Annotated in this window: 19 protein-coding genes; 1 reads left to right on the top strand and 18 read right to left on the bottom strand. The window is 64.6% G+C overall.

The window, feature by feature from the left end:
• Nucleotides 1–35 precede the first annotated feature (35 nt).
• From AC0ZZU_RS06835 to proP, 7 genes are all read right to left on the bottom strand, one after another.
• A complete protein-coding gene (locus AC0ZZU_RS06835) occupies nt 36–1,205 on the bottom strand; it encodes an HlyD family secretion protein (protein ID WP_476339759.1) in 1,170 nt (389 codons plus the stop codon).
• Nucleotides 1,206–1,210: 5 nt separating this feature from the next.
• Nucleotides 1,211–2,851: an MFS transporter gene (locus AC0ZZU_RS06830; RefSeq protein ID WP_476339758.1), complete on the bottom strand. Its 1,641-nt coding sequence runs from the start codon at nt 2,849–2,851 to the stop codon at nt 1,211–1,213.
• A 71-nt stretch (nt 2,852–2,922) separates the two neighbouring features.
• The gene (gene dddP / locus AC0ZZU_RS06825; protein ID WP_476339757.1) at nt 2,923–4,266 is read right to left on the bottom strand and encodes a dimethylsulfonioproprionate lyase DddP; all 1,344 of its coding nucleotides are present in this window, start codon (nt 4,264–4,266) and stop codon (nt 2,923–2,925) included.
• A gap of 148 nt (nt 4,267–4,414) precedes the next feature.
• The gene (locus AC0ZZU_RS06820) at nt 4,415–5,419 is read right to left on the bottom strand and encodes an MBL fold metallo-hydrolase (protein ID WP_476339756.1); all 1,005 of its coding nucleotides are present in this window, start codon (nt 5,417–5,419) and stop codon (nt 4,415–4,417) included.
• 18 nt (nt 5,420–5,437) lie between these two features.
• Nucleotides 5,438–7,198 carry an L-lactate permease gene (locus tag AC0ZZU_RS06815; RefSeq protein ID WP_476339755.1) on the bottom strand — a complete coding sequence of 587 codons (1,761 nt, stop codon included), beginning with the start codon at nt 7,196–7,198 and terminating at the stop codon, nt 5,438–5,440.
• A 131-nt stretch (nt 7,199–7,329) separates the two neighbouring features.
• Entirely contained in the window at nt 7,330–8,625 is a 1,296-nt protein-coding gene (locus tag AC0ZZU_RS06810) for an MFS transporter (RefSeq protein ID WP_476339754.1), read from the bottom strand.
• 267 nt (nt 8,626–8,892) lie between these two features.
• Nucleotides 8,893–10,395 (bottom strand): glycine betaine/L-proline transporter ProP, encoded by a 1,503-nt coding sequence (proP, locus tag AC0ZZU_RS06805; protein ID WP_476339753.1) that lies wholly within the window; start codon nt 10,393–10,395, stop codon nt 8,893–8,895.
• Nucleotides 10,396–10,665: 270 nt separating this feature from the next.
• Here proP and AC0ZZU_RS06800 point away from each other — a divergent pair, with 270 nt between their 5' ends.
• Nucleotides 10,666–11,571, top strand: coding sequence for a bestrophin family protein (locus AC0ZZU_RS06800; RefSeq protein WP_476339752.1), 906 nt, complete (start codon nt 10,666–10,668; stop codon nt 11,569–11,571).
• 4 nt (nt 11,572–11,575) lie between these two features.
• Here the strand turns inward: AC0ZZU_RS06800 and gspD are convergent, their stop codons facing one another.
• Genes gspD through gspE form a run of 11 tightly spaced genes read right to left on the bottom strand, consistent with a single transcriptional unit; the run spans nt 11,576 to nt 21,403 of the window.
• Nucleotides 11,576–13,828: a type II secretion system secretin GspD gene (gspD, locus tag AC0ZZU_RS06795; RefSeq protein WP_476339751.1), complete on the bottom strand. Its 2,253-nt coding sequence runs from the start codon at nt 13,826–13,828 to the stop codon at nt 11,576–11,578.
• Nucleotides 13,825–14,337, bottom strand: a complete 513-nt coding sequence (locus AC0ZZU_RS06790; RefSeq protein ID WP_476339750.1) for a hypothetical protein — start codon at nt 14,335–14,337, stop codon at nt 13,825–13,827. Before AC0ZZU_RS06790 ends, gspD begins: the two co-directional genes overlap by 4 nt.
• Nucleotides 14,334–14,945, bottom strand: a complete 612-nt coding sequence (gene gspM, locus AC0ZZU_RS06785; RefSeq protein ID WP_476339749.1) for a type II secretion system protein GspM — start codon at nt 14,943–14,945, stop codon at nt 14,334–14,336. Before gspM ends, AC0ZZU_RS06790 begins: the two co-directional genes overlap by 4 nt.
• The gene (locus tag AC0ZZU_RS06780) at nt 14,929–15,969 is read right to left on the bottom strand and encodes a PilN domain-containing protein (RefSeq protein WP_476339748.1); all 1,041 of its coding nucleotides are present in this window, start codon (nt 15,967–15,969) and stop codon (nt 14,929–14,931) included. The genes gspM and AC0ZZU_RS06780 overlap by 17 nt, the downstream gene beginning before the upstream one ends.
• Nucleotides 15,966–16,679 (bottom strand): type II secretion system minor pseudopilin, encoded by a 714-nt coding sequence (locus AC0ZZU_RS06775; RefSeq protein WP_476339747.1) that lies wholly within the window; start codon nt 16,677–16,679, stop codon nt 15,966–15,968. The genes AC0ZZU_RS06780 and AC0ZZU_RS06775 overlap by 4 nt, the downstream gene beginning before the upstream one ends.
• The gene (locus tag AC0ZZU_RS06770; RefSeq protein WP_476339746.1) at nt 16,676–17,281 is read right to left on the bottom strand and encodes a prepilin-type N-terminal cleavage/methylation domain-containing protein; all 606 of its coding nucleotides are present in this window, start codon (nt 17,279–17,281) and stop codon (nt 16,676–16,678) included. Before AC0ZZU_RS06770 ends, AC0ZZU_RS06775 begins: the two co-directional genes overlap by 4 nt.
• Nucleotides 17,278–17,640: a type II secretion system protein gene (locus AC0ZZU_RS06765; protein ID WP_476339745.1), complete on the bottom strand. Its 363-nt coding sequence runs from the start codon at nt 17,638–17,640 to the stop codon at nt 17,278–17,280. Before AC0ZZU_RS06765 ends, AC0ZZU_RS06770 begins: the two co-directional genes overlap by 4 nt.
• On the bottom strand, nt 17,637–18,077 hold the full coding sequence (locus tag AC0ZZU_RS06760; RefSeq protein WP_476339744.1) for a GspH/FimT family pseudopilin: 441 nt from the start codon (nt 18,075–18,077) through the stop codon (nt 17,637–17,639). Before AC0ZZU_RS06760 ends, AC0ZZU_RS06765 begins: the two co-directional genes overlap by 4 nt.
• 3 nt (nt 18,078–18,080) lie before the next feature.
• Nucleotides 18,081–18,503 (bottom strand): type II secretion system major pseudopilin GspG, encoded by a 423-nt coding sequence (gene gspG / locus AC0ZZU_RS06755; protein ID WP_476339743.1) that lies wholly within the window; start codon nt 18,501–18,503, stop codon nt 18,081–18,083.
• Nucleotides 18,504–18,513: 10 nt separating this feature from the next.
• Nucleotides 18,514–19,713, bottom strand: a complete 1,200-nt coding sequence (locus AC0ZZU_RS06750; protein ID WP_476339742.1) for a type II secretion system F family protein — start codon at nt 19,711–19,713, stop codon at nt 18,514–18,516.
• Between the two features lies 1 nt (nt 19,714).
• Complete coding sequence (gene gspE / locus AC0ZZU_RS06745) at nt 19,715–21,403, bottom strand: type II secretion system ATPase GspE (RefSeq protein WP_476339741.1); 1,689 nt, start codon at nt 21,401–21,403, stop codon at nt 19,715–19,717.
• Between the last annotated feature and the right edge of the window lie 334 nt (nt 21,404–21,737).

Genomic DNA, 21,737 nt, shown 5'->3' with positions numbered 1-21,737 from the left:
GGCTGCGTGCAAAATCCTGAAAATGGACAGCGGCGCTATTCGCCCCTTTCTGTTTCACGCCCCATCCGGTCCCCCTCGACCTCGTATCCCGTATCGATACTCACGACCACTGACATACCCGGACGCAGCCTCCGCGCTTCTGGCTGGTCGGCGTCCACGGTGATGCGCACCGGAATCCGCTGGGCGATCTTGACGAAGTTGCCGGTGGCATTGTCTGCCTGCAGCAGGGCGAACTCCGAGCCGGTGGCCGGTGAGATACGCTGCACATGGCCGCGCAGCTTGAGGTGATCCAGCGCATCGACGCTGAAGGTCACCGGCTGGCCGACGCGCACGGCGTTCATCTGGGTTTCCTTCATGTTGGCGATTACCCACAGGGTGTCCGGGACCAGCGCCATCAGCTGTGCCCCTGAGTTGACGAAGGCGCCCAGGCGCACGCCGATCTGCCCGAGCTGGCCGTCGCGCGGCGCGGTGACGCGGGTGTTGGCCAGGTCGATCCGCGCCAGCTCCACCGTGGCCCTGGCGTTCTCGACGGCCGCTGCCAGCGAATCACGGTTGACGATGACGGTCTGCAGGTCTTCGCGGGCGATCTCCAGCGCAGCTTGTGCCTGGGCCTTGGCGGCGACGGCCGTTGCATGGGCGGCACGGGTGACGTCGAACTCACTGCGCGACACCGAGCCGTCCCGGACCAGCTCCTGGTTGCGGCGCAGATCGGCCTCGCTTTTCTGCACCTGGGCCGCGTTATCGGCGATCGCCGCCTGGCGCTGGGCGATGGTCGCCTCGGCACTGCGCCGCTGCTGCAGGTTGTTGGCCAGCGCGGCCTTCTGCTGTTGGAGCTGGGCCAGCGACTGCTGCAGCCGCTGCTTGTAGATGCGGTCGTCCAGGCGCACCAGCAAGTCGCCCGCCTTGACGAACTGGAAATCCTGCACCGGCACTTCGAAGACATACCCGCTCAGTTGCGGGCCAATGATGGTCACCTGGCCGCGCACCAGCGCGTTCTCGGTAGATTCGATGGCGCTGCCGAACGGTGGCAGCTGCCAGGCATAGAGCACCACCAGCACGCCGGTCAGGGCGATGCCGGCGAACACCAGCGATGACAGGACGCGCTTGCGCAGCGACCGCGGTTCAGCGGCGGGCGAGGAGGGCGGTTCGACCCCCTCGGGTGTTTCAGCGATGGCATGGGTGGTCGTGGTAGTCGGTTCGGTCATTGGGCTCAGGCGCCACGGTCAGGGTCGGGGGAGGCGGTCGTGCGGGCGTTGTACCAGAGCCAGGAGCCACGAATGGCAATCCAGACCATGGTCAGTACGGCGATGCAGCCGATCAAGGTGAAGACATCGTTGTAGGCCAGTATGTTCGCTTCTCGCGTCGCGGCGTTTGCCAGCACGCGGACGCCGGCATCGAAGCGCAGCGACGGGTCGGCAATGGTTCCCGAATACGCCGCGGCGCCGCTCTGCACGCGCCCCAGCACCCGCGGGTCGAGCAAGGTCAGTTGCTCGACGATATGGCTGGAGTGGAATTTCTCGCGCACGGTCTGGTAGGTGCCCAGCAGTGCCGCGCCGACCAGGCCACCCAGGTTGTTGCAGATACCGAACAACACTGAAAAGCTCACCAGGTTGCGCGGATTGGTGCGTACATGGCCAATCCCGAGCACCATGGTCGGGCCCAGGAAGAAGGTGCCGCCAAAGGCCAGCAGGAACTGGCTCAGGTACATCTGCGCAGGCCGGGTCAGGTTGCTGGAGGTGTTGTCCATGAACGAGCCGGTGGCCATCAGCGCCAGGGAGATGAACAGCGGCAGTATCAGGTGCTCCGGGTTGATGGTCAGCGCGCTGACCGCAAGCCCCGCCACTGCGCCGATCAGCATCACCAGGTACAAGCTGCGCATCTGCTCGCTGCCCAGGTTCAAGGCTTGCAGGAAACCCACGGCGCCGGTGGACTGCTCGGAGGTGACCATGCGGATCAGGATCACGCACAGCGCCAGGCGGATAGCGATCCCGCTCCCCAGCCAGCGGGTCATCAGCAGCGGGTTGCGGCGGTTGTGCTCGATCGCCAGCCCCGCCATGATCAACGCGATGGAGGCGGCCAGCGCCACGCCGATCCACGACGCTTCCAGCCACCAGTCGATGCGCCCCAGCGACAGCACGGCGCACAACAGGGCGACGCCGCTGGCGAGGATTGCGAAGGTCAGGAAGTCCAGCGGCTCGAAGGTCTTGAAGCGGTCGCCCGGCGGCAGCTTGAGCAGCAGCACGCAGCCCAGCGCTGCCAGCGCAAGCCCCAGCTCGAACAGGTACAGGCCGCGCCATTCGGCGATCTGCAACAGGTCTTCGGAGAAGATCCGTGCCAGCGGCAGCGCCAGTTGCGACGCGCCCAGCCCCAGCACCATGGCCTTGAGCCGCCACTTGGCCGGGAATGCCTGGATCATGTAGTAGAGCCCCAGCGAGCTCAGTGCGGCACCTACCATGCCGTGGGCGGCGCGCACGGCCACCGCCGAATTCAGGTCATTGACGAACAGGTGCGCGCAGGTCACCACGACGTACAGCACCAGGAATATTTCGGTGAACGCGCGCAGGCCGAATTCCTGGCGAAACTTCACCAGCAGCAGGTTCATCGAGACATTGGTCATCACATAGGCGGCCGGCAGCCAGGCCATCTCCGCCGAAGTCGCGCCCAGCGCACCTTGCAGGAACTGCAGGTTGGCGATGACCAAGGCGTTGCCCAGGCCCCCGGTGATCGCCACCAGCAGGCCGACGATGCCGAACGCCAAGCGTTTTGGCGTGGCGTGCAAGGGCGTGGACGGCGAGCCGGGTATCGCCGGTTTCTCGTGGGGAAGCCAGTCGCGGGGGGCGTACTTGTTCATGCTCGGTGCCGATCAACGGGTTGCTGAAAAGATACAGATCATCAGGACCCGCCGTGGTTCGCCTACACTGTTCAGTCAAGCAGGAAGCTTTCGTCGAAGGGATAGCGGGTCAGCAGCTCGTAACCATCTTCGGTCACCAGCAACTGGTTCTCCAGCTTGATCCCGTCACGCCCACCTACCTCGCCGACATAGGCCTCGACACACAACGCCATCCCAGGCTGCAACTCGCCCTCATAACCATACGACTCCAGGTCCTCGGGATAGCGGATGCTGGGATACTCGTCGCACAACCCGACGCCGTGGAACAGCACGCCATACCGCTGCGCCCGGCAGCTCTCCGGTAGCCGGTGGGCACGCTGGGTCAGCTCGGTGAATCGTATCCCTGGCCGGACCAGCTCGACGTTGGTGGTGACGTGCTCGTGCGCGATGCGGTACAGGCGCTTTTGCTCGGCCGTGGGCTCAAGGCCGCCGCAGATCCAGCTACGGGACATGTCGACGCACATGCCATACACGCCGATAAGGTCGGTGTCGAAGGAGAGCAGGTCGCCGTCGCTCAACACCCGTGGCCCCGACTCCTGGAACCAGGGGTTGGTCCGCGGCCCTGAACTGAGAATCCGTGTCTCGATCCACTCGCCGCCCCGGCGGATATTGCCCGCATGCAACACCGACCACACGTCGTTCTCGGTCGCACCCGCCCGCAGGGCCGCATGCATCTCGCCAACCGCGGCCTCGCAAGACGCCACCGCGCAGCGCATGGCAAGGATTTCATCAGGGCCCTTGATCATCCGGGCGAACTCGGTCACCTCCTGGCCGCTGTGAATCTCCACGCCCAGCGCATCGAGCGCGCGCAGGCCGGCCACTTCGATACGGTCCACCGCAAGCCTCCGGTTGCTGCCCGCATGGGTGCGCAGCAGATCGTCCACCTGGGCGCTGAAGCGCTCGGCATGCTCTTGGGTGCGGTCGCCCGTCTCGAAATAGAAAAAAGACGCTCCGCTGCGCAGCTCGCTCACCAGCGGCAGGTGCGCCGAGAGGTGATCGCAACCATGGAAGTCCCACAGCACCACATGCCCGCTGGCCGCCACGAAGCACGCCCGCGCCGGATTGTGAGTCGTCCACAACTGCATGTTGGTGGTGTCGGTGGCGTAGCGGATATTCAGAGGGTCGAACAGCAGGATGCCGCCCAGGTCACGGGCGGCCAGCTGGTCCTGAATACGCTTGAGCCGGTACTCGCGCAGGGTCGGCAGGTGCGGCGGCTGCAACCCCAGGCGCTGCCATTCACCGAAAGCCAGGGGCGTCGGGCCGATTTCGACGCGGTCGTTGTCATCGGCCGAGCCATCGGCCTTGAGCGCGGCGGCGCGTTGTCTTGCAGGGTCGATCCGGCGAGCGTGGGGCGGGATGGAGAACGGCGAGGTCATGGTCTGGGGCGTCCTTGTTATTGTCGTTGAGCAGTACATTCGACCCGACACTTCGTATGGTCTCGAATCGCACTCATGCGGCTGCGTGGACGCCAGTCTAGGGGCGAGTCTTTCGACTCAAGAATCGATATTTTATATAGGCAAATGATTACCTGTCGTTATGGTCGGACACACTCACCCCGACCATACCCTGGTGAGCAACCGGTTCGAGGCGGCCATCGCGCCCCAGGTGGTAGCGCTGCAGGTCCCGCGCCAGGATCAACTGGCCGCTGTAGTGCGCCCGGGCCTCCTCGCGAATGTCCTCGATGGAGGGGCTGCGCTGGGGATTGGCCTGGTAGCGGGCGCTGAAATGGGTCAGCACCAGGTTTGGCACGCCCGAGGCTGCGGCGAACCGGGCGATCGCTGCGGCAGTGCTGTGGCCGTAGCTTTGCCGCGTGCGCTCGATGACCGGTTCGGTGAAGGTCGCTTCGTGCACGAGCACATCGGTGCCGAGAATGGCATCGGCGAGCAGTTGCGGGGTGTCGTTGTCCCCGCAGACGATCACCCGCCGGGCGGGGCGGGTGGGGAGCAGGTAGTCCCGGGCTGCCAGCACCCGGCCGGCGTGCTCCACGGCGCGCCCGCGAGCGAGCTCGCCCCACAGCGGGCCACGAGGGATGCCTTCGGCGTCAAGGCGTTCTACATCCAGCCGGGGATCGGGATTGATCTCGGTGAAGGCATAACCATGGCAGGGTACACGGTGGGACAGGCGCACCGTCTCGACCTGGATATGCCGGCTGCTCCAGCCTTCCAGGGTTTCGACCGCATGCAGGCGCAGTTCGTAGGGCAGATAGCAATCACTGACCGCAAGACCCAGGCGTACCCAATCATGCAGCGCGGCCGGCAGGACAAGGTCGAGCGGTTCGGTGCGCCCGCTGACGCCGGCGCTGGCCAGCAGACCTGGCAACCCGAAGCAGTGATCGCCGTGCACGTGGGTGATGAAAACGCCGCGCAAGTCCCGCAGCGACAGAGAAGTGCGCAACAGCTGGTGCTGGGTGGCCTCACCGCAATCGACCAGGTACCAGCCCTTGCCGGACGCCTCGATCACCGCCGTGGCGCTGACGTTGCGGGCCTTGGTGGGCACCCCGGCACTGGTGCCCAGAAACTGCAGGTCCATCGTTGACTCCTTTGCTGCTCAGCCGCCGCCGACCACCATGGAGGTGAACGGCGCTACATACGCCTGGAGGGTCACCAGGCAACCGACCAGGATCGCCAGAATGATCGAATGGAAGAACACATACCGCAGGATCTCCCCTTCATGCCCGTACCAGCGGGTGGCCGTGGAGGCTACCACGATGGATTGCGCATCGACCATCTTGCCCATCACCCCCCCGGAACTGTTGGCCGCCGCCATCAAGACAGGGCTCAGGCCCAATTGTTCCGCGGTCACCCGCTGCAGCCCGCCGAACAGCACGTTGGAGGCAGTGTCCGAGCCGGTGAGCGCCACCCCGAGCCAGCCGAGCAATGTGCCGAACATCGGGTAGAAGATGCCCGTGGCCGCGAAGGCCAGGCCCATGGTGGCGTCGAGCCCCGAGTATCGCGTGAGGAAGCCCAGCGCCAGCATCGCGACGATGGTGATCAGAGAATAGCGCACCACCCAGATCGTGCGCAGGTACTGCCGGATCAGCCCCATTACCGAATAACCCATCAGCAGCCCGCCGAGGATCGCTGCCAGGAGGATCCCGCTGCCCGTGGCGGTCAGCCAGGTAAACCGGTACAACGCATCTTCCTTCTTGGGCGCGGCGACCACGGGCGGGACTTTTTCGATGTGCTGGTGGATGGTCTCGAAGGTCAGGGTCGGCGCGAACACCGGGTTGGCCTCGCGCAGCGGCTTGCCTTGCGGATCGAGCAGGGCGGCGCCGGTGGCGGGGTCGACGGCCTGGCGCGTGTCGAACTGGTTCTTGAAGCTCGCCGTGCCCCAGATGAACACGAACACCGTGAGGATGATCCACGGCATCCAGGCCCGCAGCACAGTGCGCCGGTCACTTTGCGAGAAGGCCAGGTTGCCGGCTTGCTCGTCAGGGTCGGGATCTACCTTGGAGTCGTCCACCCGCCCGGTGAGGGCGGCGGAGGTGTGCACGGTCGCCGGTTTCCAGACCCGCAGGAATCCTGTCAGGCAGGCCATGGAGATCAGCGCGGCAATCACGTCCACCAGCATCGGGCCGTGGAAGTTGGAGACCAGGAACTGCGGGATCGCAAAGCTGACTCCGGCCACCATGATCGCCGGCCAGACTTCGACCATCTTGCGCCAGCCGGCAAAGGCCCAGATCAGCCAGAAGGGCACGATCACCGAGAAGAACGGCAGCTGCCGTCCTACCATCGCCGACAGCTCCATCTCGTCCAGCCCCGTGACCTTGGCCAGGGTGATGATAGGCGTACCCAGTGCACCGAAGGCCACTGGCGCGGTGTTGGCGATCAGCGCCAGGCCGGAAGCAGCCAGCGGCGAGAAACCCAGGCCGATGAGGATGGCCCCGGTGACGGCCACCGGGGTGCCGAACCCCGCCGCGCCCTCGAAGAACGCGCCGAAGCAGAAGGCGATCAGCAGCAACTGCAAGCGGCGGTCGTCGGTGATGCGGGCCAGGGAGTCCTGGAGCACCTTGAACGAGCCATTTTCGGTGGTCAGGCGATGCAGGAAGATGATGTTCAGCACGATCCAGCCAATGGGCAGCAACCCGTTGGCGGCCCCATAGAGCGCAGCCGATCCCGCCATGTCGGCCGGCATGTCGAAGGCGAAGATGGAGATCAGCAAGGCCGAAGCCAGGGCGAGCAAGGCGGCGATATGCGCCTTGATGTGGAAGAAGGCCAGCGCCGCCAGCATTACGACTACCGGGACAGCGGCCATGAGGGTGGAGAGCCATGGGCTCCCGAAGGGATCGTATATTTGCTGCCAAACCATCTGCCACCTCGCATTCTTGTTAGAGGTTCTGCTTGAAAGGGCGGTCGGCACAGCATGACGCCAGATGGAGTATAGGAAGAGAATTCAAGCTGCAAGCTGCAAGCCTGCAGCTTGCAGCGTGCAAGTCGCAGTCAGGCGCTGCGCGGGTCGGCCATCTCGCCGCTCACGGCATCCACCATCGGCGGATGCTCCTGCGCGGCGTGCATCAGGTCCTCGGTCAAGCGAAGCTCCGCGCCGGTCGGGGAGAAGGTCGCCGACGCCGCGAACGGAGCCGGGTTGGCCGGCGCAGCGCGCTGGCCGCGGCGCCACACGAAGAACATCACCAGGCCCAGGTTGATCACCGCAAATGCCCAGAACAACCCGGTTTCGCCAAACGAGGTCATCACCGGCGAAATCATCAGTGGGCTGATGGCCGAGCCGAGCGAGTTGATCAGCAGCAGGCCCTGGATCATCGGCACCAGCGCCTCGGCTGGCGCGCGGTCGGCGGCATGGCTGACCGCGACCGGATACACCGCGAAGATCCCGCCACCCAGCAAGAACAGCATGGCCGCCAGCATCGTCGACGACAGCGGCATCAGCACTATCACCAGCGACAGCACGGTGCACGCCGCGACCAGCACGATCAGCACCTCCTGGCGGTCCCTGCGGTCAGACCAGCGCCCGACCGGGTATTGCAGCAGCATCGCTCCGAGGATGGCCCAGGCCATCATGCTGCCGACCTCGCCGACACTCAGGCCGATGCGTTGCAGGTACAGCGGCAGCAGGGTGTAGACCGCCGCAATGGCCAGGCCCGAGCCGAAGCAGCCCACCAGGCCGGTGGGCGTCACGCCCAGCAGTTGCCGTGGCTTGAGCGGCTCGACCTGTTCCAGCAGCGGCGATACGCGCGGCAGGATCACGATGGGCAGCACCGAGAGTGACGCCAGCATGCCCGCCACCATGAACGGTGCGGTCTCGCCCCAGCCGGTGATCACGCCCAGCGTTGCCTGGCCCAGCACCCCAGCGCCATACAGGGCGATCATGTACAAGGCCAGCAGGCGCCCGCGGATCTTCGCGTCGCCGGCCGTCAGCAGCCAACTCTCGATCACCAGGAACACTCCGACCGTGGCCCAGCCGTTGATCAGGCGCAGCGCGAACCAGCCCCAGGTGTCGTAGAACATGCCTTGCAGCAGGATGGTCGCGGCGATCAGCGAGGCAAAGCTGCTGTAGGCGCGGATGTGGCCGATGCGCAGGATCAGCCGGTCATTGAGCAGGGCGCCCAGGCTCAGGCCGATGAAATAGGCGGACGAGACGATACCGATCATGGTCGCCGACTCGCCCATCGCGCCCAGGCGCAGGGTCGTGAGCGACGACATGAAACCGTTGCCCAACGCAACGATGAACAGCCCAAGCAAAGGCGCAAGCGCCATCGCCAGCAAACGCGGAGACATACAGACCTCAAAGTGATCGAACAGCGAAAGTGCCAACGCGGAGATGCGACCAGGGCATGACTCAACCGCAGGGCTGCGGGTTGCCGTTGTGGGCGACTGGGGGAAAAGGAGGCGAGATTTTAAGCATTGCGCGGGATTTGCCAAGGGGTGTCGGTGCGGCGTTCTGACGCAGCGTGCGGGATTGATGACTTGTCCGACAAAAGACCTTTCCCGAACACGTTGCGTGGCAGACGTGGGCAGGCATGGAGCCTGCCCACAGTCATTGCCCTAGTTGATCCGCGGATGCTGCTGTGCCAGCAGGTTGCGCTTGGCTTCCAGCTCGGCGATCTGCGTGTCGATGTCTTCGATCTTCTGCTCGATGTTGTCGTGGTGCTCCTGCAGCAACTCACGCGCTTCTTCGATATCCGACGCCGCGGGCGCCGCGCCGCGCAGTGGCTTGTTCGCGGTTTCCTTCATCGAGAGCCCGGTTGCCAGGCCTACCACGGCAACGACCATCAGGTAATAGGCCGGCATGTACAGGTCATTGGTGCTTTCCACCAGCCACGCCACCGCGGTCGGGGTCAGGCCGGCGATCAGCACCGAGATGTTGAACGCACCGGCCAGGGCGCTGTAGCGGATATGGGTCGGGAACATGGCCGGCAGGGTCGAGGCCATCACGCCGATGAAGAAGTTGAGTAGCACCGCCAGCATCAGCAGACCCGCGAAGATAAGCCCGAGTTCGCCGCTGTTGATCAGCATGAACGCCGGGATTGACAACGCAAACAGCCCGATGCTGCCGATGATGATGAACGGCCGCCGCCCGATCTTGTCGCTGAAGAAGCCGATCAGGGGCTGCACGAACAGCATGCCGACCATGATCGCGATGATGATCAGCACTCCATGGTTTTCACTGTAATGCAGGTTGTGCGACAGGTAGCTCGGCATGTACGTGAGCAGCATGTAGTACGTGACGTTGGTTGCCACCACCACGCCAACACAGGTCACCAGGCCACGCCAGTGCTTGGTCGCCACTTCCTTGAAGGACACGCGCGGACCCGCCGCCAGGCCTTCGCGATCACCCTGTTCCAGTTGCTCGACGTGCTGCTGGAATGCTGGGGTCTCTTCGAGCGCGTGGCGCAAGTACAGGCCGATGATGCCCAGGGGTAGGGCAAGGAAGAACGGCAGGCGCCAGCCCCATTCAAGGAAGGCGGCTTCGCCGACGATGGTGGAAATCAGCACCACCACGCCGGCACCGAGCACGAAGCCCGCGATCGAGCCGAAATCCAGCCAGCTGCCCAGGAAGCCGCGCTTTCGATCCGGGGCGTATTCGGCCACGAAGATCGAGGCGCCGGTGTATTCCCCGCCCACCGAGAAGCCTTGGGCCATCTTCGCCAGCAGCAGCAGGATGGGGGCCCAGATGCCGATCGTGGCGTAGGACGGGATCAAGCCGATGGCAAAGGTACTGAGCGACATGATCACGATCGTCGCGGCCAATACCTTCTGCCTTCCATACTTGTCACCCAGCGCCCCGAAGAACAACCCGCCAAGCGGGCGGATCAGGAACGGTACCGAGAAGGTGGCCAGCGCGGCAATCATCTGCACGCTCGGGTCGGCATTGGGAAAGAACACCTGCCCCAGCACATAGGCGACAAAGCCATAGACGCCAAAGTCGAACCATTCCATGGCGTTGCCAAGCGCGGCGGCGGTGATCGCCTTGCGCATCTTGGCATCGTCGACAATGGTGATGTCTTTCAATCCGATCGGATTGACTCGGTTTTTACGAAGTTTCATGCGCGTACTCTAATTGACTTGTCTTTACAGGCCGCTGGCCCCCGGTCACTGCGAGAGGACAACGGGCCAAGCCCGGAGTGGTGCCATCGTTGTAATGGCCAGGGCTCTTTCGCATGAGATACAAAGAGACACGAAAAAATTCACTGCTCCTTTGTATTTTTCCGCTATGGAAGGGCTCGATAAGGAATTAAGAATCGTTTAAGCATCGCGCATTAGGGTGTCTCTACGGCTCACCGGGACTGGCGGGCGTCATATCAATGGAGCGACATCATGATGGAAGCCCTTGGCAGCAAATGGATCTGCTTCAAAAAGACGCTGACCTATGTCGGCTGGGCGCTCTTCTGGCTGATGCTCTGGGATGTGGCGGTTACCCTGGATTTCATGCTGCTCGCCCGCGACGTGCTGGACATCCCGCTGATGCCGTTGACGCTGCTGTGCTCTGCACTGGTCGTGCTCATCAGTTTCCGCAATACCAGCGCCTATAACCGCTGGTGGGAGGCGCGCACGCTCTGGGGCGCCATGGTCAACAGCTCGCGCAGCCTGGGCCGGCAGGCATTGACGCTGATCGATGACGAGCAGGGCGGGGCGGTGCAGAACCCGGTGAAGGCCATTCTGTTCCGCCGGCATGTCGCCTATCTGCATGCGTTGCGCGGCCACCTGGTGGGACAGTTTGATACCGGGCAGTTGCATGGGCTGCTGCCAGCCGCAGAGATCGACCAGGTCGGGCAGGGCAATAACGTGCCCAACGACATCCTCAACGGCTCGGCCGTACTGCTGGCCAGGGAGTTCAAGGCAGGTCGGCTGGACAGCATTCGGCTCTCCCGGCTCGAGTCGACACTGGTCGATATCTCGAATCACCAGGGCGGCATGGAACGTATCGCCAACACGCCACTGCCCTATCCCTATATCTATTTCCCACGGCTGTTCAGCGGGCTGTTCTGCGTGATCATGCCGCTGAGCCTGGTGCCGACCCTGGGATGGTTCACGCCGGTGGTCTCGACCGTGGTGGGATGCATGCTCTTGGCGATGGAGCGCATCGGCACTGACCTGCAGGCACCGTTTGGCCGCAGCCAGCACAGGATCCGGGTGGAAGACTTGTGCCGCAACATCGAGCGCAACCTGTGCTCGATGTTCAACGAGCCTTGCAGGAGCAAGGCGATCGACACGCCAGGCTGACGGGCTAAAGCGCGCGCGACGCCTGGGCCTTGAGTACCTGCATCTGCTGGCGGTACTCATCGGTCACCTGCCGCGCCTGCTCTGGGTTGTTCACCACCTTGGGGGTGATCAGTACGATCAGTTCGGTGCGGTCGCGGCTCCTGGAGGTGCTGCCGAACAACCAGCCCAGGCCGGGAACCCGCGAGAGACCGGGCACGCGGGTGTCGGAGCGGGCGTTGTCCTGCTTGATCAAGCCGCCCAGCAAGACGGTCTGGCCACTCTGTACCGCGACCTGGGTCGAAACCGCGCGGCTCGAGATGCGGGGGTTGGGCTGGGTCGTGGTGACCGCGCTATCGTCCGCGTCACTGACTTGCTGCTGGATATCCATGTACACCAGGCCACCCGGATTGATCCGCGGCAAGACGTCGAGGATGACGCCGGTCTGCACGTATTCGACGCTGCTGAGGGTTGTGTCGGAGTTGGTGGTATTGACGGTGGTCTGGCTGATCGGAATGTTGTCGCCCACCTGGATCTGCGCCTGCTGGTTGTTCAGGACCACCAGCGAAGGCGCCGAGAGCACCTGGGTCAGGCCGCGCGTCTCGAGGGCGCGCAAGGCGACTTGCAGGTTGCTGCTGACGAACGAGTAGAACATCGAGCTGCTGCCCAGCGCGACGCCACCCGCGCCCAAGGCCGCCTGGCTGCCGCTTTCGTTGGCGACCGTGGTGCTGGAGGAGTTGCCTGCCAGGCGCCCCAGGTACCATTGCACGCCAAGGTCGAGGTCGCCGGTGAGCTTCACTTCGAGGATACGGGTCTCGATCTGTACCTGCAGGGGTGGGCTGTCGAGGCGCTTGATGGCGGACTCGATCTCTTTCCATTGGGCAGGCCGGGTACGTACCAACAGCTGGTTGCTGCTCTTTTGCGCGGTGATGCGCACCGATTGCTCAAGGCTCTTGCCGGTGCCCTCGCTCTGTTCACCCATCTGCGCACCCAGGCCATCGTCGGTGCTCTGGTCCGACTGGCCATCGTCCTCCTCAGTGGATTCCTCGCTTGTCGAAGTCGACTGGGCAGCGCTGCCAGTGCCGCCGAAACCCTGGCTGCCCGTGCCGTTGAGCGATGTCAGGCTGGTGGTCTTGAGACCGGGCGCCACCTTCGCTGCCGTCTCTTCGGTGATCTGGCCCGTGCCATAGATCTGCCGCAGATACCGTGCGAGGTCCGCCGCTTTCAGGTTGCGCACATCATAGACATACAGCTGTGGCTCATTGCCGCCGCCTTCGTCAATGGTCCTGATCCAGTTGCCGACTTCCTGCAGGTACTCAGGCTGCGCGGAAATGGCCACGATCGAGTTGGTGCGCTCATTGGGCATGAACTTGACCATGTCCGACAACGGCATGCCGCTGTCCGGGCCGAACAGCTTCTGCAATTGCGGCATCAGCTCTGCAACCGAGGCGTGCTGCAGGCCGTACACGCCGATCGACATGCCTTTGAGCCAGTCGACGTCGAAGGTATCGATGGTGTCCTGGTAGTTGGCCAGCTCCTCGGGCGTGCCGGCCAGGCTGAGCACGTTGCGCGCCGGGTCTACCAGCAAGAAGGCGTTTTCGCGCACAAACGGCTTCAGCAGTTTCTGCATCTCGGTCGCGCCGATGTAGCGCAACGGATAGAGCCTCGCGGCGAGGCCGGTGGCAGGTTCGGCCACCGCGACCTCGGGTACCAGCTTGCCGGCGACTGCCTTGTCCGCGGGCAGGACCACATAGCGGTCGCCCTGGCGGATCATCGCGTTATCGGTCCAGGACAGCAGCGTCTCCAGGATCGACAGCGCCTGCTGCTTGTTGACCGGCTTGGAGGTCGAGAAGCTGACCGTGCCTTTCACACCTTGGCTGATGCTGTAGTTTTCGTGCAGCAAGTCGCCCATCACGCTGTTGATGACTGCCTCGATGGGCTGGTCGGTGAAATTGAAGACGATATCGCCTTCTTCGCTGGCGGCCTTGGAAGCTGTGCTCGCCGGCGGACGAATGAAACGCTGGTTGCCCTTGATGATCTGCCGCTGCGGCGCCGCGATTGGCGCGGGGGCTTGATGGGCCGCCATCGGTGGCTGCGGCAGTGGTGTGGACGCGGGCGCTGGCTCCCCGGCGCCCTTGAAGGCCTCCTGCATCAGGGCGGGGTCGCTGGTCAGTTGATGCTGTGGCGTCGAGCATGCGGCCAGGGAAACAGCCACGCTCAGGGCGAGCAAGGGCGCGTGCAGTGCCGGTAGGGGAAAGCGTGAAGGAAGCTGCAGGGTCATGGTGTCGTAGTACGCGGAAGAGTAAGGACGGGGGCTCTTGACGGCGGCGGTAGCCGCAGCAGGGGCATGCTCAAGGTGTGGGTCTGTCCATCACGGATGAAGGTCGCGGACTGTGCGTCCAGGTGGCTCAGGGTCCAGCCGCTGGTCAGCACCGCACCCAAGGAAACCTTGATGGGGCGATGGCTGCCCTCACGCAGGTAGGCCCACTGGGATGTACTGTCCAGCACCACGCCGGTCAGGCTGAACCGGGACAGCGGTTGCGCCGCCGTGCTTGTGCCCTGCGGATCAGGTTGCCGGTCCGGGCTGAAGATCGGGTGAGTCCAGGTTACCGCGCGCAGGGCTTGCGCAAGCTCGGGTGGTGGCGAGGGTGGCGGCAGGTCAGGCGCGTGCGCTTCACGCTGTGGCGCGAGCCACTGGGGCTCGACAGGCGCACTGAAAACCCAGGCGATCGCCAGCAGCGCGCTGGCGTTGACGGCCAGCAATGCCAGGCTCGAGGTGCGCAGTCTCATGAATCGCTTCCCTTCGGACCCGCGCCGCGCAGATAACCGCGAACCAGCAGGTGTACTTCCAGTCGCCCCGCGCCGCCCTGGGCAGGGGCCGAGGAAGTGCGCCGGACGCTGAGCTGGTCGACAAACAGGCTGGGTTGGCCGTATTCAAGGTCATGCAGCACGGCGGCGAGGGGTTCGATGGCGCAGGCGAGCGTGAGGCTCACTTTCACCGGGCGGTAAGGCTCGACCTGATCCTGCTCGGCAGAGGCAATCGGCATGCGTTGAGTGACCTCGCAGCCGGGGCCAAGGCGGGACTGCGCCTTCACCCGTTCCACGACATGCTGCATCAGGTCTGCCGCGACGGCATTCGGGTCATCGCCAGGCAGCAGGCTGTTGCGCTGGGCCGGATCATCCTCGGTGCGCTTGAGCTGCGCTTCAAGCATCGGCTGCTGGAGGATCAGGCGCGCATAGCGGCGCTGCTGTTCGCGCACGGCGTCGGTCTGCTCGTCGAGTGTTCGAAGGGGCGCGAGCAACAGGCTCTCGATCAGCACGTGCCAGAGGGCCCAGAGCAGCAGGCCGAGAACGCCAAGGGCGGTAATCCTGCGCTCCCTGCTAGTGAGTGGACGCATGGACGCTCTCCTGGGTGAGCTGCGCGCTGATGGAAAAACGCTCGCGCCCTGTGGTCTTGTCCGTCTGGATGATCCCTTGGAATTGCGCATCGTGCAGTGTCGGGCAGGCTTTGACCTCGGTCAGCAGCGCGCTGGCCCGGGTGCTTTGACCCGAGAACGTCACCTGGGCGCCGTCTCGTACTTCCAGATGCTCGACCCAGGTATCGTCGCCGAGGCAACTGCTCAGGTCGGCCAGCAGCCAGGCGAGGGCAGGCCGCTGCGCCTTGAGCGTCGCCAGGTAGGTAGAGGCACCGAGCGTGTCATCCAGGGTCTGTCGCAGTTTCTGGACCCGCTGTACGTCGAGGCGTTGGGCGGCGAGCTCATGCTGCATGGCGTCGAGCATGGTCTGCCGCCGGTCCAGGCAAGCCGCGGCCAGGACCACCGTGCAGGCCAGGCAGCCAACCCACAACCACCGGTTCAGCCTGGCCGGACGTGCCAGCACAGGACCTGTGCCTGCCGGCAGGAGGTCGATGCAGAGGCGCTCTCCCGACGCGTTCGTGGCATCGATTGCCATCACCTGCACCCCACGCCCACGGCAGGTTTCGAGCATCAGCTCCAGGGCAGTACGGGCGATCGCCACGAGCTCGATTTCGGCATTGGGTGGCTGCTTGCGCAGGACCCGTGCGACGAAGTGCACCTGGTCGGCAGTGTAGGGCGTGTACTTGTCCACCTCATAGGTCAGCACTTCCCTGAGGTTGCGGGTGGCGGCAATGGGCAGGCTGATGCGTTGCAGCATCACCTGGTGCGAGGACAGCATCAGGATCGCAGGCCGCCCCGGCTCGCACTGCTCGGGCAATGGCCATGGCAGCAACTGCTCGGTGGCGGCGTTGCCCAGCCGTGCGGCGAGTGTGGGTGGCAGCATTGCAGTCAACTCCGTGATCCAGGCCTTCAGCCAGCGGCGCCCGACGCTGGTGGCCCAGCGTGCCTGCCACTCGCTGAGCTGCGCGGCGAGGGCGGGCAGATGGCGCTCCAGCAACCGGTTCATTCCTGCCACCTCAGTACGCGATAAGGCTTGCCGCCCGCGTAGGCGGGCAGCAGCACCAGCGTGACTTGCAAGCGGGCAGTGAAGCCGCTGGACAGGGCCGCATCGCTGGTGACGGTCATGATCTGCCCAGCGTCCAGCGCCAGCCCACGGCTCTTCGGCAGGCCGAGGGCCGAGGCCAGTTGCGGCGGCGCAAGCGCGGGGTCGGGCTGCGAGGTGCCGGACCAGACGGTGATACAGGGCAGGGCGCGGGCGTACACCGCGTAGGTCATGCCGGGCATATCGCGAAATTCTTCAAGCATTCGCAGGGGTACCTTGTTGCGCCTTGTCACTAGAGCCTGGGTGATGGTTTTCGCGCTCTGCCCGTTGGCACCACTGGCGCGCAGCAGTTTTTCGAAACTGGCCGCGGAGGCGGCGTTGAGGTCGAGCTTGCCGCGTTCGCTGCGCACACTGATGCGCAGCGTACTGTCGCCAAATCGCACGTCGTGGTCCTGGCCATCGGCGAGCCAGCGTGTCGGCCCGTTGCTGGACAGGCCGGCCACGGCCAGGTTGAGGCCCGCCTGCGCGGCAAAGACAGCCTGGGTCTGGTTGCCTTGCCAACGCGCCTGCCGCTGCTGCAATTGAACCGAGATCGCCAGCCCGCCGAGCAGGATGCTCAACAGTCCGATGACCCACAGCACCAGCAGCAGGGCTGCGCCTTTCTGGCGGCTCACGGTCGGCCCCCGTCGCCGGACAGGTCCAGCAGCAGGTTGACCTGCAAGGTAGGCCAGGTCTTGCCGTTGCTCAGTTGCACCTCTACCCGTACCGACTGCGGCGCGCGCTCCGGCCAAGGCCATTCGCGCAACCAGCCGGTGGGCTTGCCGAGCGGGGAATAGCCCCGGTAACTCAGTGCGAGCGACGTAATGCCATCGAGCAGTCGCTGCGGCTCGCCCCATGCCTGTAGCCGCCGACCGTCGAGCCTGGCGAGGTCTATCTCCAGGCGACGATCACGCCGCACCAGGCGCTGGCGGTACAGCCCGCCGCCTACCGAACTGGGCAAGGGTGCATAGAAGATGACGCTGTCCGCGCCGCCTTCGAATGTCGCGGTATGCTTGCCATCGGCGCCGAGTGCGCTCAGGGGCAACACCTGGCTCAGGGACTGGCGCAAGAAGCGCTGCGTGGCGCGCAGCTCATCTAGGTCCGCGCTGTAGCGCTCCGCCTTGGCCACCGCGCGGTTCGACCCCACGAGCGCGGCGCCGACCAGCCCCAGCAGCAGCCCGAGCAGGCTGAGTACCACCAGGACTTCGAGCAGGGTAAAGCCTGCCTGGCGCTTCATCTCAAGCCCACGGCGGAGCGGGCGCGCAGCGTGCTGTAGTGGGACGTCCGGCGGCCTTCGCTGATCGACAGGTCGAGCCGATACAGCTCGATGCGTCCCGGCGCCGCTTGCTCCAGCGCGACGTCCAGCACCCAGGCAAGGCCGTGCCACGTTCCGCGCTGCTGGCCTGGCGTCAAGTCACCAAGGTCGAGATCGTCCATCAGCGACCTGGCGGCAGCGCTGTGCCGGTCACTCTGCTCGACTTGCACCAGCGACCGGCTGCTTTGCGCGAACGCGCCCAGCAGGATCGACGAGGCCACGACCAGCAATGCGATCGCTGCGAGCATTTCCAGCAGTGTGAAACCACGCTGGCGGTTCATGGCAGGTCCCGCAGCTTCACGTTGCCGGTGAGCCAGCTGATATCGATCCGCCAGCGCGCCTGACCTCGGGTCACCAGGATATTGCCGCCGCTCGCTGCGCCATCGGGGTAGAACTCGAAGGCAGCGCCCAGTCCACGGGCGGTCTGCAAGCGCACGTTGAAATCCTGGGGCCAGGCCTCGGGCTTGCGCCCCGGCGCCATGACCCGCCGCCCGGCCAGGTCGAACCGTGCCCGCACCGGCTGCCCGGTCGCGATGGCCTGCACCCGCGCACTGCGCAACGCAGACACCATGTGCGCCAGGGCGCTGCGCTCATTCGCCTTTGCGATGCCCTTGCCGATGCCGATCGCCAGGATCGAGGCGGCAACGCCGACCAGCACGATGACGATGAGCAATTCGAACAGGGTAAAGCCGCGTTGGCGGAGCGTGGGCGCAGTCACCTGTTACTCCCAGTTGCCCAGGTCGGCCTTGTAGCCCTCACCGCCAGGCGTACCGTCCTGGCCGAGGAAGATCAGGTCGAACGACCCGTGGCTGCCGGGGTAGCGATAGCCGAAGGCGTGGCCGAAGGGGTCGAGCAGGTCTGAAGGCTTGGCGTAAGGGCCCGCCCAACGGCTGGCGTTGGCAGGCTTGTGGAGCAGCTGGTCGAGATTGCCCGGCGGCGCGCCCACATCGAGCGCATAGCTTTCGACCTTCATGCCCAGACTGGCCAGCTGTGCCTTGCCGGCGCCGTACTTGCCCTTGTCGACGTTGCCCCCGACCTGGCGCACGACGATGGTCGCGACGATCCCCAGCAGTACGATGACAGCGAGCATTTCGAGCAGGGTGAAACCCGCCTGCCGGGCATTGGTTTTTTTCAGGGAGCGCATGGGTGATTTCCTAGATATTGCTGGTCAGGCTCATGAGCGGCAGCATGATGGCGAGCATGATTGCCGCCACCATCACTGCCATGACGATGGTCAATGCAGGTACCAGCGCCGCGAGCAGGCGGTCGATGGTGCGTTTTGCCTCGAGGTCGTAGACGTCCGCGACCTTCAGCAGCATCGCGCCGAGGGTTCCGGATTGCTCGCCGACTTCGATCATCTGCAGGGCAAGCTCGGGCAGCAGCGGGTCGGCGGACAACGCATCTGCCAGGCCGCTGCCTTGCTTGACCTCGTCGGTGGTGCGTTCGACATGGGCGCGCAGGGCCTGGTTGGCGCTGACATCGCGGCCGATGGCCAGGGCGGACAGCAGTGTCACGCTGTTGCTGAGCAGTGTGCCCAGGGTCCGTGTCAGCCGGGCGGTCTCGAGCCGCTGCAGCAGCGGGCCGACCAGGCGGCTGCGCCAGATGCGCAGGTCCTGGACGATGCGCCGTTGCGGGTTGCGCCTTCCGGCCAGCAAGAGCCACGTGGCACCGGCCAGTGCGCCGAGGCTCACCAGTCCCCAGTTGTTGACGAATTCCCCCAACGCCAGGATCGCTTGGGTCACGAAAGGAATGGGCACGCCCAGGTCCTGGAAAATAGGCACGAATTGCGGCACTACATACGCCAGCAGCAGCGCCAGCGAGCCGATCACGCCGATGACCAGGAACGCGGGGTAGATCAGCGCATTGATGACTTCGCCGCGTAGCTTGTGGCTTCTTTCGAGGTAGGTGCTGAGCTGCGCCAGGGTCACGGCCAGTACACCACTGGCTTCACCGGCGCGTATGAGGCTGGTGTAGAAGGGCGAGAAAGACGCGGGGTGCTCGTCCAGTGCCTGGGACAGCGGTTGCCCGGCCTTAACCTGGTCGCGCACGCGCTCGAGCAATGCACGGGCATCTGGCCTGCGCAGGTTTTTCAGCACGGTCGTCAAGGCTTTGTCCAGTGGCTGGCCGGCACTGATCAGTGTGGTGAGCTGCTGGGTAATGGTGATCAGCTCCACGGCCTTGAACACGCTGCGCTGCCTGCCGGGGCGCAGCAGGCGGCTGCCCGGCTTGAGGCTCACGACCAGCAGGCCGCGTTGCTGCAATTGCCGGGCAGCGGTGTCCTGGTCAGCGACGTCCAGCTGGCCTTGCTGCTTGCGGCCTTCCGGGTCGAGGGCGGTGTATGAGAACAGCGGCATGTCAATCACCCCCCGTGACGCGCAAGACTTCCTCGAGCGATGTGATACCGGCCAGGGCCTGTCGCAGCCCATCCTCGTAGAGCGTCACCAGGCCTTTTTGCCGGGCAGTGGCTTCGAGGGTGGCGGAATCGGTCTGGCGCATGAGCAGGCCGCGCATGTCCTCGTCCATCACCAGCAGTTCGGTGATCGCACTGCGGCCATGGTAGCCGCCGCCTGGGCGCTGCTCGTCCGGTCGATACAGCATGATCGGCCGCTGCTCGGTGTAGCGCCCCAGCTGATGGCGTTCGATCAGCTCGGCAGGCGCCTCGAAGCTGATGCGGGTTGTCGGGTCGAGACGCCGCACCAGGCGCTGGGCCAGGATGCCCTGCAGGGTCGAGGCGAGCAGGTAGCCTTCGACGCCCATGTCCAGCAGGCGGGTCAGGCTTGCTGCCGCACTGTTGGTGTGCAGCGTCGACAGTACAAGATGCCCGGTCAGCGACGACTGGATCGCGATGCGGCACGTTTCGAGGTCACGCATTTCGCCGATCATGATCACGTCGGGGTCCTGCCGGACAATCGAGCGCAGCGCCGCGGCGAAGCCCAGGCCGATCGAGGGTTTTACCTGGATCTGATTGATCCCGGTCAGCTGGTATTCGACCGGGTCTTCGACGGTGATGATCTTGCGCTGCTCGGTGTTCAGGCCAGACAGCGCGGTATAGAGCGTGGTGGTCTTGCCCGAGCCGGTCGGGCCCGTCACCAGGAAGATGCCGTGAGGGCGCGCGAGCAACTGTTCGATGGTCCGCAGGGTCGCGCCCTCGATGCCAAGGCTTGCGAAGTCGAAGCTGACCGTTTGCCTGTCGAGCAGGCGCATCACCACCGACTCGCCAAAGCTGGTGGGTACGGTCGAGACCCGCAGGTCGAGCTCGCGGCCCTGGATGCGCAGCATGATCCGGCCGTCCTGGGGCAGCCGGCGCTCGGCGATGTCGAGGCGCGCCATGATCTTCAGCCGGGAGATGATGGCGGCGGCGTAGCCCGAGGGCGGCGCCTCGCCTTCGATCAACACGCCATCGACGCGGTAGCGGACCTTCAGCTGGCTTTCGAACGGCTCGACATGGATATCCGACGCGCGCCGATCGACCGCCTGCTGCAGCATCATGTTCACCAGGCGGACGACCGGCGCCTCGGACGCCATGTCCTTGAGATGCTCGATGTCGCCTTCGGCGATCGAGTCGTCGTCCAGGGCTTCGATCAGTGCGCCCATCGCGGAGCGGCCGGCGCCATGGACTTGCTCGATCAGGAGGGTGATCTCATCGGCGGTGGCGATGACCAGCTCGACTGGCTTTCCGGCACGGTAGCCGAGGGCCGCGATGGCATAGGCCGAAAGGGGCACCCCGGCGGCCACCCGCAGGTGACTAGGGCCTTCGTGCAGGGTCAGCACCCCGAAGTTGCGGGCAAAGCGTTCCGGCGCACAAGGGACGGCTGCGATGGGTTCTTCGCCGAGCCTCGGGACACCTAGCAACTGCGCGTAGGCATTGGCCATCTGTTCATCGTTCACCGCGCCCAGGCGCAGCAGCGTACGCAGCTTGTCGTCCTCGCAGATGCCTTGGGCCACCCCCAGCCGGATCGCGCGATTCATGTCGGCAGGCTGGAGTGCGCCAGCATCCAGCAGCCACTCACATATGTCGTCAGCAGAGGGTAGTGATAAATTCATATTGGTGGCTTTATGCAACTGGTGGCTATATAGCGGCGCACTTTTAGTTGCTGGGTCCAAAGGAGGGCCGAAGAATACTTCGTTGTTCTTTCAGGTGCAACAGAGTGTTTGGCAAGGGATTTTCATGGGATTTCAAGGGTGGTTTTGTATCCACGGCGAGAGCATATCAGACAGCTAAACCTAATTGCAACTAGGTTTAGCTGATGGCTAATAAATGCTTGAATAATGAAAAAAACGATGAAAAATTGCTATTTGATGTGATTTTCAAGCAATAAAACGCCGTTAAATGTGTGTTATTTAAACTGGAACTTGCGTTCAGCATTTGTATTTGCAG

Source organism: Pseudomonas sp. JE3303, assembly GCF_056312565.1.
Note: the sequence above shows the minus strand (reverse complement) of the source record. Positions and strands in the feature narration are given on the sequence as shown.